The sequence below is a fragment of the Streptomyces sp. NBC_01304 genome, assembly GCF_035975855.1.
Taxonomy (GTDB): domain Bacteria; phylum Actinomycetota; class Actinomycetes; order Streptomycetales; family Streptomycetaceae; genus Streptomyces.
This window is the reverse complement of record NZ_CP109055.1, coordinates 5,603,536-5,617,845: the sequence shown is the minus strand read 5'-3', so window position 1 is coordinate 5,617,845 and position 14,310 is coordinate 5,603,536. Positions and strand designations below refer to the sequence as shown.

General features: G+C 68.9%; 12 protein-coding genes and 1 tRNA gene. 7 read left to right on the top strand and 6 right to left on the bottom strand.

The annotated features are described in order from the left end of the window. The first annotated feature begins 7 nt into the window (after positions 1-7). From OG430_RS24880 to OG430_RS24865, 4 genes are all read left to right on the top strand, one after another. The gene (locus tag OG430_RS24880) at positions 8-196 is read left to right on the top strand and encodes a hypothetical protein (RefSeq protein ID WP_327354806.1); all 189 of its coding nucleotides are present in this window, start codon (positions 8-10) and stop codon (positions 194-196) included. Beyond that, on the top strand, positions 193-831 hold the full coding sequence (locus OG430_RS24875) for an aminodeoxychorismate/anthranilate synthase component II (protein ID WP_327354805.1): 639 nt from the start codon (positions 193-195) through the stop codon (positions 829-831). The genes OG430_RS24880 and OG430_RS24875 overlap by 4 nt, the downstream gene beginning before the upstream one ends. Further along, on the top strand, positions 828-2,207 hold the full coding sequence (locus OG430_RS24870; protein WP_442816548.1) for a class E sortase: 1,380 nt from the start codon (positions 828-830) through the stop codon (positions 2,205-2,207). The genes OG430_RS24875 and OG430_RS24870 overlap by 4 nt, the downstream gene beginning before the upstream one ends. A 65-nt stretch (positions 2,208-2,272) precedes the next feature. After that, positions 2,273-3,007 (top strand): class E sortase, encoded by a 735-nt coding sequence (locus OG430_RS24865; protein WP_327354804.1) that lies wholly within the window; start codon positions 2,273-2,275, stop codon positions 3,005-3,007. Positions 3,008-3,128: 121 nt separating this feature from the next. Here the strand turns inward: OG430_RS24865 and pknB are convergent, their stop codons facing one another. The 6 genes from pknB to OG430_RS24835 all read right to left on the bottom strand — a co-directional run bounded on the left by pknB (position 3,129) and on the right by OG430_RS24835 (position 11,190). Then, positions 3,129-5,105, bottom strand: a complete 1,977-nt coding sequence (pknB, locus tag OG430_RS24860) for a Stk1 family PASTA domain-containing Ser/Thr kinase (RefSeq protein WP_327354803.1) — start codon at positions 5,103-5,105, stop codon at positions 3,129-3,131. Positions 5,106-5,300: 195 nt separating this feature from the next. Continuing rightward, positions 5,301-6,767 carry a peptidoglycan D,D-transpeptidase FtsI family protein gene (locus tag OG430_RS24855; protein ID WP_327354802.1) on the bottom strand — a complete coding sequence of 489 codons (1,467 nt, stop codon included), beginning with the start codon at positions 6,765-6,767 and terminating at the stop codon, positions 5,301-5,303. Further along, positions 6,764-8,209, bottom strand: a complete 1,446-nt coding sequence (locus OG430_RS24850; RefSeq protein ID WP_327354801.1) for an FtsW/RodA/SpoVE family cell cycle protein — start codon at positions 8,207-8,209, stop codon at positions 6,764-6,766. The genes OG430_RS24855 and OG430_RS24850 overlap by 4 nt, the downstream gene beginning before the upstream one ends. Positions 8,210-8,231: 22 nt before the next feature. Further along, the gene (locus OG430_RS24845; protein ID WP_327354800.1) at positions 8,232-9,728 is read right to left on the bottom strand and encodes a Stp1/IreP family PP2C-type Ser/Thr phosphatase; all 1,497 of its coding nucleotides are present in this window, start codon (positions 9,726-9,728) and stop codon (positions 8,232-8,234) included. Positions 9,729-9,803: 75 nt separating this feature from the next. Beyond that, positions 9,804-10,322 carry an FHA domain-containing protein FhaB/FipA gene (locus tag OG430_RS24840; RefSeq protein WP_327354799.1) on the bottom strand — a complete coding sequence of 173 codons (519 nt, stop codon included), beginning with the start codon at positions 10,320-10,322 and terminating at the stop codon, positions 9,804-9,806. 10 nt (positions 10,323-10,332) lie between these two features. After that, positions 10,333-11,190 carry a DUF3662 and FHA domain-containing protein gene (locus OG430_RS24835; protein ID WP_327354798.1) on the bottom strand — a complete coding sequence of 286 codons (858 nt, stop codon included), beginning with the start codon at positions 11,188-11,190 and terminating at the stop codon, positions 10,333-10,335. Positions 11,191-11,530: 340 nt separating this feature from the next. Between OG430_RS24835 and OG430_RS24830 the strand changes: the two genes are divergently transcribed. From OG430_RS24830 to OG430_RS24820, 3 genes are all read left to right on the top strand, one after another. Continuing rightward, positions 11,531-11,613, top strand: a tRNA-Leu gene (locus OG430_RS24830). Between the two features lie 332 nt (positions 11,614-11,945). Continuing rightward, a complete protein-coding gene (locus tag OG430_RS24825; protein ID WP_327359215.1) occupies positions 11,946-13,313 on the top strand; it encodes a DUF2252 domain-containing protein in 1,368 nt (455 codons plus the stop codon). A 115-nt stretch (positions 13,314-13,428) separates the two neighbouring features. Then, the gene (locus OG430_RS24820; RefSeq protein ID WP_327354797.1) at positions 13,429-14,283 is read left to right on the top strand and encodes a J domain-containing protein; all 855 of its coding nucleotides are present in this window, start codon (positions 13,429-13,431) and stop codon (positions 14,281-14,283) included. The last annotated feature ends 27 nt before the right edge of the window (positions 14,284-14,310 follow it).

Genomic DNA, 14,310 nt, shown 5'->3' with positions numbered 1-14,310 from the left:
GGACAGCATGTACGGCTGGATCTGGCGGCATCTGCCGGGCAACGCGTGGGTGAGGGCACTCCTCTCGCTGGTGCTTGCACTGGGCGTGGTCTATGTCCTGTTCCAGTACGTCTTCCCGTGGGCGGAGCCGCTGCTGCCGTTCAACGACGTGACGGTGGACGAGGGGCTCGACGCTTCGGTGGTGTCCGTCCTGTGAGCGCGCGCATTCTCGTCGTCGACAACTACGACAGCTTCGTCTTCAACCTCGTCCAGTACCTGTACCAGCTGGGCGCCGAGTGTGAAGTGGTGCGGAACGACGAGGTGTCGACCGCGCACGCCCAGGACGGCTTCGACGGCGTGCTCCTGTCGCCCGGGCCGGGCGCTCCCGAGCAGGCCGGCGTCTGCATCGAGATGGTCAAGCACTGTGCGCAGACCGGGGTTCCGGTGTTCGGCGTGTGCCTCGGGATGCAGTCCATGGCGGTGGCGTACGGCGGTGTGGTGGACCGTGCCCCGGAGCTGCTGCACGGCAAGACCTCGCTCGTACGCCATGAGGGCAAGGGCGTCTTCGCGGGTCTTCCCTCGCCCTTCACGGCGACCCGGTACCACTCCCTGGCCGCCGAGCCCGGCACCGTCCCGGACGAGCTCGAGGTCACGGCGCGGACCGAGGACGGCATCATCATGGGAGTCAGGCACCGCGAACTCCCGGTCGAGGGTGTGCAGTTCCACCCCGAGTCGGTGCTCACCGAGCACGGCCATCTGATGCTCGCCAACTGGCTGGTGGAGTGCGGTGATGCGGGGGCGGTGGCCCGGTCGGCCGGGCTCCAGCCGGTCGTCGGCAGGGCCTCGGCGTGACGGCGATCCGCCCCGAACATGAATCCGACGCCTCGTACGGGAGTTATCCGTACGAGGAGTCCGGGACGTTCGAGGCGGCCGGCACCTTCGAGGAGGCCGTCGAGCAGCTCGCCGACCCGCTGAACGATCCGCTTCCGGGGCAGCATCCCTCGCCCTGGTTCCGGGCGGCGGGGGCGGAGCAGCAGCCACAGCAGACGCAGCAGCCACAGCAGTCGTACGAAGCTCAGCAGCGTTACGAGGCCCAGCAAGTCCAACAGCAGGCCCAGCAGCACGCCCAGCACGCTCAGCAAGCCCGGGAACAGGCCTACCAGGGCTACGCCGAGCAAGCCCTGGACCCGATAGCCCAGGCCGCCGACCATCGCCCCGCCATGGACGCGTCGGCCTACGAGGCGATGTACGCCGACCCCGCCGACACGACGTACGGCACCGGCACCTACGCCCCCCGCGACGACGAGACCGTCGGCCTGCGGACCTCCGACACCCGGCGAATAGCCGAGTCGGAAGAGGACGACAGGGACGACGAGGACGGCAGCCGTTCCGAGCCCGCGGGCGAGGGTCGTGCCGCCCGTCGCAGGGCGGCCCAGGAGGGCGCAAGGCGAGGCGGCACCCGCAGGCGTGGCGGCGGCCCCGCGAGCGGCGGCGGCAGCACCGGCTCCGCCCCCATGTCCCGGCTGGAGGCCCGCCGGGCCGAGCGTGCCAAGAAGCCGAGTCCCGCGGTGATCGCGAGCCGGGCCGTCGGGGAGTTGTTCATCAGCATCGGCGTACTGATGCTGCTCTTCGTCACGTACCAACTGTGGTGGACGAACATCCGCGCGGGCCAGCAGGCCGGCGCGGAGGCGAACAAGATCCATGAGAACTGGGCGAACGGCAAGGGCAAGCCCGGTGCCTTCGAGCCGGGCCAGGGCTTCGCCATCATGCACATCCCCCGGCTCGACGTGGTCGTGCCGATCGCCGAGGGCATCGACAAGCAGAAGGTGCTCGACCGCGGCATGGTCGGCCACTACGCCGAGAAGACGCTGAAGACCGCGATGCCCGAGGACAAGAAGGGCAACTTCGCTGTGGCGGGGCACCGTAACACCCACGGTGAGCCGTTCCGGTACATCAACCGCCTCGAGCCCGGCGACGAAATCATCGTCGAGACGCAGGACACGTACTTCGTCTACAAGGTCTCGAAGACCCTTCCGCAGACAAGTCCCAGCAATACGGGCGTCATCGCGCCGGTACCCCCGGGATCGGGTTTCACCGAGCCCGGCCGATACATCACACTGACCACCTGCACCCCGGAATTCACCAGTACCTATCGGCTGATCGTCTGGGGCAAGATGGCTGAGGAACGGCCACGCAGCAAGGGCAAGCCGAAGGCGCTCGTCAGCTGAGTCCGATGAACCGGGGCAGCTGAGCGGCGGACGGCAGGACAGTACGAGGACGGGGCGAGGGACAGGTGTCAGCGACGACCGACCAGGAGGAGCAGGCCGAAGCAGCGGCGCCGGCCCCTCGGCGGCGCACTCGCGGCGGTCGCCTCGCGGCCGCAGTCAGCGTTTTCGGCGAACTCCTCATCACCGCGGGCGTGGTGCTCGCGCTCTTCGTCGCGTACTCGCTGTGGTGGACCAACGTCATGGCGGACCGCGAGGCGAAGAAGCAGGGCGACGCGGTACGCGAGCACTGGGCGGACCAGGGCCCCGGCGACCGTGACCTCAAGGACGGCATCGGCTTCCTGCACGTACCGGCGATGACGAAGGGCGACATACTCGTCAAGAAGGGCACCGACTCCAAGACCCTCAACGACGGTGTCGCCGGCTACTACACCAACCCGGTCAAGTCCGCGCTGCCCGAGGACGAGAAGGGCAACTTCTCGCTCGCCGCGCACCGCGACGGGCACGGCGCGAAGTTCCACAACATCGACAAGCTCAAGGACGGCGACGCGATCGTCTTCGAGTCCGAGGACAACTGGTACGTCTACAAGGTCTACGCGACGCTGCCGTCGACCTCGAAGTTCAATGTGGACGTCCTCGACAAGGCGCCCAAGGAGTCGGGCAAGAAGCAGGCCGGCCGCTACATCACGCTGACGACCTGCACGCCGGTCTACACGTCGAAGTACCGGTACGTGGTGTGGGGCGAGCTGGAGCGGGTCGAGAAGGTGGACAGCGAGCGGACGCCGCCGGCGGAGTTGAGGTAGCCCGGCTCGTACTGGCCGCCCTGCCAAGGGGCCGTGACCAACGGGAAAGCCCCGGGCCTCTCACTGAGAGGACCGGGGCTTTCCCGTTCTGCCTTGTGCCTTCACGGCCGGGGGCTGCGGCTTACGGGAACCAGCCGCCGTCGCCGCCACCGTCATCCTGGCCGCCGTTGTTGCCTCCGCCGCCGGCGGTGGTGATGTTGACGACCGTGCCGGCCGGGGCCGGGGTGCCGCCTGCCGGGTCAGTGCTCATGACCATGGCGTTGTCGTCCTGCGGACCCGTGATCGTGCCCACGCTGAAGCCCGCCGCCTCGAGTTCCTTCTTGGCGTCCTTGAGCTTCTTCGTGGTGAGGATCGGGACAGGGGTCTGCTCGGCCTTCTTGGCAACGGTCAGGGTGATCTTCGAGCCCTTTTCGGCCTTGGTGTTGGCCGGCAGGGACTGCTCTACGACCTGGCCCTCGGGAACGTCGTCCCGCGGGGTTTCCTGCGTGTCGACCTTGAAGCCCAGAGCCTCGAGCTGCTGCTTGGCCGCGTCCACCTGCTGGTTCCGGACGTCCGGAACCGTCGCCATCGCCTTCTCCTTGGAGACGATCAGGGTGACGTCGGAGCCCTTCTCCAGCTTCGTACCCGCATCCGGCTTCTGGCCGAGGACCTCGCCGGGTTCGGTGGAGGTCTCCTTGTAGGTGACCTTGACGTTGAACCCGTACTTCTCGTCCTCGAGAGTGTCCCTGGCCTCGTCCTCGGTGTCCCCGATGACGGTCGGCATCGAGACCTTCTCCGCCCCGGTCGACACCTTGACCGTGACGGTGCCGAACTTCTTGATCTGCCCATTCTGCGGCTTCTGCTCGCAAATCTGGCCCTTGGGCTGATCGTTGCAGGGCCCGCTGGTCTTCTCCAGCGTCACATCGCCGTTCTTCGCCCGCTGCAGCGCGGCGTCGTACGTCTCGCCGATGAAGTTCGGAACCGGAACCTTGCCGTCATCCTTGTTCGTGCTGCTGAACGCCCACTTCCCGATGAGGATCGCGCCCACCAGCACCAGAACCGCCGCAAGCACCAGCAGAGCCGTGGAGGCCCCGCCCTTCTTCTGCTTGCGCCGTCCCGGGCGGTCGTCGTAGTCGTAGCCGCCGTCGTCCGGGTTGACCGGGGGCAGCATCGACGTCCGGTCGCCGCCGCCGTGCTGCGGGCGCAGCATCGCGGTCTGCTGGTCGTCCGGGTGGCCGCCGTAGCCGATCGCGCCCATGGCCGCCGTGGCGGCGACGGGCTGGCCGTCGAGGCAGGCCTCGATGTCGGCGCGCATCTCGTCGGCCGACTGGTAGCGGTAGTCCGGGTCCTTGACCAGCGCGCGCAGGACGATGGCGTCCATCTCGGGCGTGATCTCGGGGTCGTACGTGCTCGGCGGCTGCGCCTCTTCGCGTACGTGCTGGTACGCCACCGCGACCGGGGAGTCCCCGACGAAGGGGGGACGTACGGTCAGCAGCTCGTACAGCAGACAGCCGGTGGAGTACAGGTCGGAACGGGCGTCGACCTGCTCGCCCTTCGCCTGCTCCGGCGACAGATACTGCGCCGTGCCGATGACCGCCGCGGTCTGGGTCATCGTCATGCCGGAGTCGCCCATGGCGCGGGCGATGCCGAAGTCCATGACCTTGACCTGGCCGTTGCGCGTCAGCATGACGTTTGCCGGCTTGATGTCGCGGTGCACGATCTGGTTGCGGTGCGAGTACTCCAGGGCCTGGAGGATGCCTACGGTCATCTCCATGGCCCGCTCGGGCAGCAGCTTGCGCCCGGAGTGCAGCAGCTCGCGCAGCGTGGATCCGTCGACGTACTCCATCACGATGTACGGGATGGAGATGTTGTCGACGTAGTCCTCGCCGGTGTCGTAGACCGCGACGATCGCCGGATGATTGAGCGAGGCGGCGGACTGGGCCTCACGGCGGAACCGGGCCTGGAAAGACGGGTCGCGGGCGAGATCCACCCGGAGCGTCTTCACGGCGACGGTACGGCCGAGGCGGGTGTCATGGGCGAGGTAGACCTCCGCCATGCCGCCGCGGCCGAGCACCTGGCCCAGCTCATACCGGCCGCCGAGGCGACGCGGCTCTTCCATAGCTACCTACCAGCCCTCTCCGTCAGTCCCGACCGCACCCATGTGTGGTCCGGCGGTGTGCTGTCCCGGGATACCGTACCGGCCGCTCGCAGCATGATCTGGCCGTGACCGTCACCTGATACACGACCGGTACCGCAGTGACGGACGTCACGTCGGGGGCGGTAGGTGTGGATATGGCCAAGGTCATGGACGATGTCACTTCTTGCCGTCGAGCACTGCCTGCATCACGTCCTTGGCGATCGGCGCGGCAAGGCCGCCACCGGTGATGTCGCCGACGTTGGCGCTGCTGTCCTCGACGACGACGGCCACCGCGACCGGTGCGCCGCTGTCCGTCTTCGCGTACGAGATGAACCAGGCGTACGGCTTGCCCTTGTTGTCGACGCCGCGCTCGGCGGTGCCGGTCTTGCCGCCGACCCTGACGCCCGGGATCTTGGCGTTGGTGCCGGTGCCCTCGTTGACGACCGTCTCCATCATGTCCTGGAGCTTCTGCGCGTTCGGCTCCGAGAGCGGGCGGCTCATCTCCTTGGGGCTGTGCTTGGAGACGGTGTCCAGGTTGGGCGCCTTGAGCTCGCTGATCATGTACGGCTCCATCAGGGCGCCGTCGTTGGCGATCGCGGCAGTGACCATGGCCATCTGCAGCGGGGTCGCGGCAGTCTCGAACTGGCCGATCGAGGAGAGCGCGGTCTGCGGCTCGTCCATCTTCTCGGGGAAGTTGGAGGCGGAGGCGCGGACCGGGACGAACTGCTCCTCGTTGAAGCCGAACTTCTCCGCGGTCTCCAGCATCTTCTCCTTGCCGAGGTCGGAGCCGACCTTGCCGAAGACGGTGTTGCAGGACACCGCAAGGGCCTGGCGCAGGGAGGCGTTCTCGCACTCGATGGGGCCGTGGTTGGGCAGCCTGGTCCGGGTGCCCGGCAGGTTCCAGGGCTCGGGCGTCTTCGTCTTCTCGTCCGGGTCCTCGTACTTGCCGTGCTCCAGGGCCGCCGCCGCGGTGACCACCTTGAAGGTGGAGCCGGGGGCGTAGGTCTGGCGCAGGGCCCGGTTCAGCATCGGCTCGTCCGGGTTGTGCTTCTTCTGCAGGCCCTTCCAGGCCTCCGCGTCGTCCTTGCCGTTGCCGGCGAAGACCGAGGGGTCGTACGACGGTGTCGAGGCGAGGGCCAGGATCGCGCCGGTGGACGGGTCGATCGCGGCGACGGCACCCTTCTTGTCGCCGAGGCCCTCGAAGGCGGCCTTCTGGGCGGCGCCGTTGAGGGTCGTGACGACGTTGCCGCCGCCCTGCTTCTTGCCGGTGATCATGTCGAGCGTGCGGCGGAAGAAGAGACGGTCGTCGGTGCCGGTGAGGATCTTGTCCTCGATCGACTCGATCTGGGTCGCACCGTAGGACTGCGAGGCGTACCCGGTGACCGGCGACCACATCGGACCGTTCTTGTACGTCCTCTTGTACGCGAAGTCGGTGCCAGAGGTCTTGGCGGAGCCGGTGATGGGCTTGCCGTCGACGATGATGTCGCCGCGCTCCGTGGAGTAGCGCTCGATGAGGACGCGGCGGTTCCTGTCGTCGGAACGCAGCTCGTCGGCCTTGACGTACTGGAGCCAGTTGTCCCGGACCAGCAGGGCGAGCACCAGCAGGGCGCAGAAGATGGCGATGCGGCGCAGGGGCTTGTTCACGGCCGTACCACCTGGGTCATCTCGGCGTCAGGACTGGGCGCGGGGGCCGGGGCGGGGCGGCGGGCGGTGTCGCTGATGCGGAGCAGGATGCCGACCAGGGCCCAGTTGGCGATGACCGACGAGCCGCCGTACGCGACGAACGGCAGGGTCATGCCGGTCAGCGGAATGAGGCCCATGACACCGCCGGCGACGACGAACACCTGGATGGCGAAGGCACCGGACAGGCCGATCGCCAGGAGCTTGCCGAACGGGTCGCGGGCGGCGAGAGCGGTGCGGATGCCGCGCTCGACGATCAGCCCGTAGATGACCAGGATCGCCATCACACCGGTCAGGCCGAGCTCCTCGCCGAACGTGGCGAGGATGAAGTCGGAGTTGGCGGCGAAGCCGATGAGGTCGGAGTTGCCCTGCCCGAGACCGGTGCCCAGGACACCGCCGGAGCCGAAGGCCCACAGGGCCTGCATGGCCTGCTCGGAGTGGATGATGCCGTCCTGGACCCCGGACTGGCTGAGCAGGTACTCACGCATGGGGTCGAGCCAGGCCTGGACACGGGTCTGGATGTGCGGCTCGAAGGAAGCGACCGTGACGGCGCCGACCGCCGACATCAGCAGACCGAACACGATCCAGCTGGTGCGCTCGGTGGCGACGTACAGCATCACGATGAACATGCCGAAGAACAGCAACGAGGTGCCGAGGTCGGTCTCGAAGACCAGGATCAGGATCGACATCGCCCAGACGACGATGATCGGGCCCAGGTCACGGCCGCGCGGCAGGTACAGGCCCATGAAGCGGCGGCTGGCGAGGGCCAGGGCGTCGCGTTTCACCATCAGATAGCCGGCGAAGAAGATCGCGATCACGATCTTCGCGAACTCACCCGGCTGGATGGAGAATCCGGCGACGGAGATCCAGATCTTGGCACCGAAGACGTTCATGCCGAGGCCGGGCACCAGCGGCAGGAGCAGCAGCACCATGGCCGCGACCATCGAGATGTAGGTGTAGCGCTGCAGGATCCGGTGGTCCTTGAGGAGCAGCAGGACGCCGACGAAGAGTGCGATGCCCATCGCCGAGTACATCAGCTGGTTGGGTGCGTCGGGGCTGAAGGAACCGAACTGCCGCTTGGCGAGCTGCTGCAGCCGCTCCGACTGGTCCAGCCGCCAGACGACCACCAGCCCAAGTCCGTTGAGCAGCGTGGCGAGCGGCAGCAGCAGTGGGTCCGCGTACGGCGCGAACCTGCGCACCGCGAGGTGGCCGATGCCGGCGAGCAGACCGAGGCCGAGACCGTACCCGAGCAGCCCGGCCGGGAGCTTGTCGTCGATGGCCAGTCCCACGTTGGCGTACGCGAAAACCGGGATGACGACCGCGAATGCAAGGAGCGCCAGCTCGGTGTTGCGTCGGCTCGGCGCACCGATCGCGCCGATCGTGGACGTATGTGTAGTACTGCTCATGCGGTGACAGGCCCCCCTGGGCCTACTGCTGACCGGCGGTGGTGCTGCCGGGAGTCGTAGACGGTTTCTCGTTGACCTTGCCGGTGTCGTTGTCCTCGGTGGCGTTCGCGTCGCCGCTGGTGCCGCCGGCCTCGCCCTCGCCCGTCTTGGCGTTGTCCGCGTCCTCGGTGCGCTGCTTGCACTCGGCGGTCAGGTCGGCGATCTTCGCGCGGGCGTCCTCGAGACTCGTCGGCTCGAGGCCCTGGTCCTTGAGCTTGTCGCTCTGGAACTTCGGCAGGCAGCTGAGGGCGACGTCGGGGTACTCCTCCTGGAGCTTCGAGGTGTTCACCCACACCACGTCCTTGTTGAGGCCGCGGTACAGCGCGAGATGGCCGTCCTTGGAGCCGACGTAGTACTGCGTCTGAGTCCACTGGTAGCCGCCGTAGAGGCCGCCGCCGATGATGCCGAGACCGAGGACCACCCACAGGGATCTCTTGATCCACTTGCCGCGGCGGCCCGGCTTCACGAAGTCATCGTCGCTGTACGCACCGAAAGTTCCTTCGGGGACGTACGCATCGGGATCGCCGCTGCCGGGCGGGCCGAAACCGGGGCCCTGCATGCCCGCCTGCGGCGGCACGGGACGGCCGAGGCCCGCCGCGCGGCCCGCCGGGGTCTGCATGGCGCCGTTGTCGTTCAGCTGCAGCTGGTTCTCGGCGACCGCGCCGACCACCACGGGGGTGTCGGTGAGCTGGCCGGCGAGGGTGTCGCCGCTGTCGATGTCCAGGACGTCGGCGACGATCACCGTCACGTTGTCCGGGCCGCCGCCGCGCAGGGCGAGCTGGATGAGGTCCTGGACGGTCTCCTGCGGGCCCTGGTAGCTCGCCAGGGTCTCTTCCATCGTCTGGTGCGAGACGACGCCGGACAGGCCGTCGGAGCAGATCAAGTACCGGTCGCCGGCGCGGACTTCACGGATCGAGAGGTCCGGCTCGACGTGGTCGCCGCTGCCCAGCGCACGCATGAGGAGCGACCTCTGCGGGTGCGTGGTCGCCTCTTCCTCGGTGATCCGGCCCTCGTCGACGAGCCGCTGCACCCAGGTGTGGTCCTGCGTGATCTGCGTCAGCACGCCGTCCCGCAGCAGGTACGCACGCGAGTCACCGACGTGTACGAGACCGAGCCGCTGACCCGTCCACAGCAGGGCCGTGAGCGTGGTGCCCATGCCCTCGAGCTGCGGGTCCTCCTCGACCATGACGCGCAACTGGTCGTTGGCCCGCTGCACGGCGTCGCCGAGCGAGGTCAGGATGTCGGAGCCCGGGACGTCGTCGTCGAGCGCGACGATGGTGGAGATCACCTCCGAGGAGGCGACCTCGCCGGCGGCCTGGCCGCCCATTCCGTCGGCAATGGCGAGCAGCCGGGGACCGGCATAGCCGGAGTCCTCGTTGCCCTCCCGGATCATGCCTTTGTGCGATCCGGCGGCGAAGCGCAGCGACAAGCTCATGCGCACCTCGCCCGTCGGCTCCGGGTACATCCGCACGGTGCCCACCCTCCGGTCGGGAGCGCGCTCGGGCCCTTCGGGTGGCCCGCGTCGGCTCGCTCGCTCCGCTCGCTCATTTTCGTACTACTTCCGCAGCTCGATGACGGTCTTGCCGATGCGGATCGGCGCCCCAAGAGGAACGGGCGTCGGGGTGGTCAGGCGGGTCCGGTCCAGATACGTGCCGTTGGTGGACCCGAGATCCTCGACGATCCACTGGCCGTCACGGTCCGGATAGATCCTGGCATGCCTGCTGGACGCGTAGTCGTCGTCCAGCACGATCGTTGAATCGTGCGCGCGGCCCAGGCTGATGGTCTGGCCCTGCAGCGCGACGGTGGTGCCGGTGAGTGTGCCCTCGGAGACGACCAGCTTGGTGGGGGCGCCGCGTCGCTGGCGGCCACCACCGCTCTGCTGGCGCGGAGGAGTTGGTGCGGCCTGTTGCTGGCGGCCCTGCTGCGGGCGCGCGTCGGCATTGCGCCGCGAGCCTCGCTGCGTGACACGAGTGCCGAACAGGTCGCTACGGATGACCTGGACGGCCACGATCACGAACAGCCACAGGACGGCTAGGAAACCCAGCCGCATGACCGTCAGGGTCAGCTCTGACATTGCCCCCGCTTCACCCTTCGGCTTGCCGGTAAACGATGGTGGTTTGGCCCACGACGATCCGCGAGCCGTCGCGGAGCGTAGCGCGGGTGGTGTGCTGCCCGTCTACCACGATGCCGTTGGTAGATCCGAGATCCTGGATCGTCGAGGGCGTTCCGGTCCGGATCTCACAGTGCCGGCGCGATACGCCGGGGTCGTCGATCCGCACATCGGCGTCGGTGCTGCGGCCCAGCACCAGCGTCGGGCGGGAGATCTGGTGGCGCGTGCCGTTGATCTCGATCCAGCGCCGCGTCTGGGTGCTGGGCATGGGGCCCGCGGGTCCTTGCGGACGGGCGGGAGCCGCCTGCGGCCGGCCCGGAGGCGGCGCAGCGGGCATCGGAGGTGCCGCGGCCGGCGGGTAGCCGTAGCCGCCGCCCGGTGCCGCCTGCGGGGGTCTCGCGGGCTGGCCGCCGCGCGGTCCGGCAGCCGGAGCGCCGGCGGGGGCGGCCTGCGAGGTGCTGGACGCGAGGGTCCGGCTGCGCACGCGGTAGAGCCCGGTGTCGAGGTCTTCGGCCTTCTCCAGATGGACCTTGATGGGGCCCATGAAGGTGTAGCGCTGCTGCTTCGCGTAGTCGCGCACCATGCCGGAGAGCTCGTCGCCGAGCTGGCCGGAGTAGGGGCTCAGCCGCTCGTAGTCGGGGGCGCTCAGCTCGACGATGAAGTCATTGGGGACGACAGTCCGCTCGCGGTTCCAGATCGTGGCGTTGTTGTCGCACTCGCGCTGGAGGGCGCCCGCGATCTCGACCGGCTGCACCTCGGACTTGAACACCTTGGCAAAGGTGCCGTTGACCAGACCTTCGAGGCGCTGCTCGAACTTCTTCAGGACTCCCATGGGGCACCTCCTCCGTCGTGCTCTCCGTCGTTCTCAACCAAGTACTGCTTACTGATCGTATCCACGCGCCGGGAAATCGGCTGGTTCCCCTTCTGCGGCCTGAGGATGGGTGTCGCCTCTCACAAGGATCGTAGAGGCGGCCTCCAGCCAGTGTCCCGTACTGAGTCCGGGGCTGGGGAGGCTGCCCTCATGGGCATGCTCACAAGACGCCCGGGCAGGGCATCTCCACAGGCAGGTGCCCGCGGAAACGGATGTGAATCCACCCTGTGCAGCGTGCTAATCTTCTCGATGTCGGCAGGCGCCCACACCACACAGTGAGGGACCGGCGGACGCACTTATTGCGCGAGTGGCGGAACGGCAGACGCGCTGGCTTCAGGTGCCAGTGTCCTTAGGGACGTGGGGGTTCAAATCCCCCCTCGCGCACAATAAGACGAGAGCCCCACAGTCTTCGGACTGTGGGGCTTTTGCGTGCTCCGGGGCGGGCGCCGCGGGGTCGCGTGAGGACAATCACGTGCCTGTGAGGCGCCTGTGGGTGAGGCGGATTCGCCGTTGGCGACGGTTGTCCACAGGCTCTGACGCGCTTCCGCATCCGGCGGTACGGTCTTGCCAGTTGATGTCCGCGCCGGTGGGCGCGGGGAAGCCGGGGGAGGCGGTCCGCGGTGGCCGAGCGGGATCTGGATGTGGTGGGCGCTGTTGCCGGCTCCGGCACTGTTCCCGGGCAGCGGGACGGGGCGGACGCCTCGCGGCTGCCCGTGATGCCGGGGTTCGCCCGGTGGCCGGAGCAGGAGCCGCCCAAGCGTGCGGGCAAGGCACTTCGCGAGCAGGTGCCGCGCAGCTCGCACGACCGGTTCGCGGTGGCCGAGGGACGGCCGGACGCGGTCGCCGCGGTCAAGGAATCCAGCCGGGGCCGGATACCCGAACTCATTCCGATGCGCGTCGGCAAGATGGCCGCCTCGCCCTTCTCCTTCCTGCGCGGTGCCGCCGGACTGATGGCGTACGACCTCGCGCGGACGCCGGTCACCGGGATAGGCGCCCAGATATGCGGGGACGCGCACGCGGCCAACTTCGGGCTGTACGCCGATGCGCGCGGCGGACTCGTCATCGACCTCAACGACTTCGACGAGACCGTGCACGGCCCCTGGGAGTGGGACCTCAAGCGCCTCGCGGCCTCCCTGGTGCTCGCCGGGCGCGAGGCGGGAGCGAGCGAGGACGACTGCCGTCAGGCGGCGCACGACGCGGTGGGGGCGTACCGGCGCACCATGCGGCTCCTCGCGAAGCTGCCGGTCCTCGACGCGTGGAACGCCATCGCGGACGAGGAGTTGGTCTCGCACACCGACGCCCACGATTTGCTCGGCACCCTGGAAAAGGTCTCGGAGAAGGCTCGGAACAATACGAGCGGGCGGTTCGCGGCCAAGTCGACCGAGGTCCTGGACGACGGCAGCCGGCGCTTCGTGGACGCGCCGCCGGTGCTGCGTCGCATACCCGACGCGGAGGCGGCCGCCGTCGCCTCGTCGCTCGGGGAGTACCTGGACACGCTCTCCGAGGACCGGCTGCCGCTGCTCGCGCGGTACGCGATCCAGGACGTGGCCTTCCGGGTGGTGGGCACGGGCAGCGTCGGGACGCGCTCCTACGTGGTGCTGCTGCAGGACCACCAGGGCGAGCCGCTGGTGCTGCAGGTGAAGGAGGCACGGGCCTCGGCACTCCTTCCGCACCTTCCCGCGGCGGGCTTCAAGGTGGGCGAGGTGCTGCACGAGGGGCGCCGGGTCGTGCTCGGACAGAAGCGGATGCAGGTCGTCAGCGACATCCTGCTCGGCTGGACGTCCGCTGCCGGGCGGCCGTTCCAGGTACGCCAGTTCAGGAACCGCAAGGGCAGCGTGGACCCGGCCGCACTGGCCGCCGACCAGCTCGACGACTACGGCCGGATGACCGGGGCGCTCCTCGCCCGCGCCCATGCGCACACCGCCGATCCCCGGCTGATCTCCGGGTACTGCGGCAAGAACGAGGAGCTGGACGAGTCGGTGGCGTCGTTCGCGGTGGCGTATGCGGACCGGACCGAGGCGGATCATGCGGTGTTGGTGGCCGGGGTTCGGGAGGGGCGGATCGAGGCTGAGTCGGGGGTGTGACGGAGGGGGCGGGGGGAGGGAGGGGGGGGCGGGGGCCCCACCCCCCGGTTCTCACCGGTTGGGGCCTTCCGCCGTGCGGTGCTCCGGGCATTGCGCAGGGCCGTAGGCTGGACGGGTGACGAGCCCGGAAGCTGATGAATCGCCTGTTGCCGACGAGCCGCGTACCGCTGCGGGTGGTGCGGGTGGTGCCTCCGACGAGCGTCCCGAGGCCAGGCTCGAGCGGGCCGTGCGGGCTGCGGAGCAGGCCCTGATCGAGTTCGAGATCGCGGTGGAGACCTTCCGGGTGGAGGTCGAGAACTTTTCCCGGCTCCATCATCAGAAGCTCGGCCCGATGTATGCGCGGCTCGAGGAGCTGGACGCCCAGATCGCCGAGGCGCAGGCCGCGAGCAGTGGTGACGCGGAGGATCTGCGGCGGGCTCAGGAGCTGCGGGGCAGGGTGCTGCCGATGCCGGACGTCGAGGAGCTGTTCCACGGCTGGATGGACTCGGACGGCCTGTCGCCCGAGGCTTCGGCGATGCTCAACGAGCTGCCGGTGCGGGCCCCGCAGCGGGTGCGGCCCAGTGACGAGGCGCGGCGGCTGTACCGCGAGCTCGTCCGCAAGGCGCACCCGGACCTCGCGCAGGACGACAAGGAGCGGGCGCGGAGGGACGAGTTCATGGTGCGCGTCAACGCGGCGTACGGGCTCGGGGACGAGGCGCGGTTGCGGGAGCTCGGTGCCGAGTGGGCCGCGGGGCCGGTGCCTCAGGAGCTCGGGGCGAGCGAGAGCGAGGAGCTCTATGCGCGGCTCGAGTGGCTGGCCCGGCGCAAGGAGATGCTCACTCTGGTCGCCCGTGAGCTGGAGGAGAGTGCGATCGGGTCGATGCTGACGATGGCGCCGGACGATCCGGACCGGCTGCTCGAGGAGATCGCGGAGCAGCTGCTGGCGCAGGTTTCCGAGCGTGAGGCTCAGCTGGCCGGGATGGTCCGGTAGCGTCGGGGCATGTCTTTTGGATCTCAT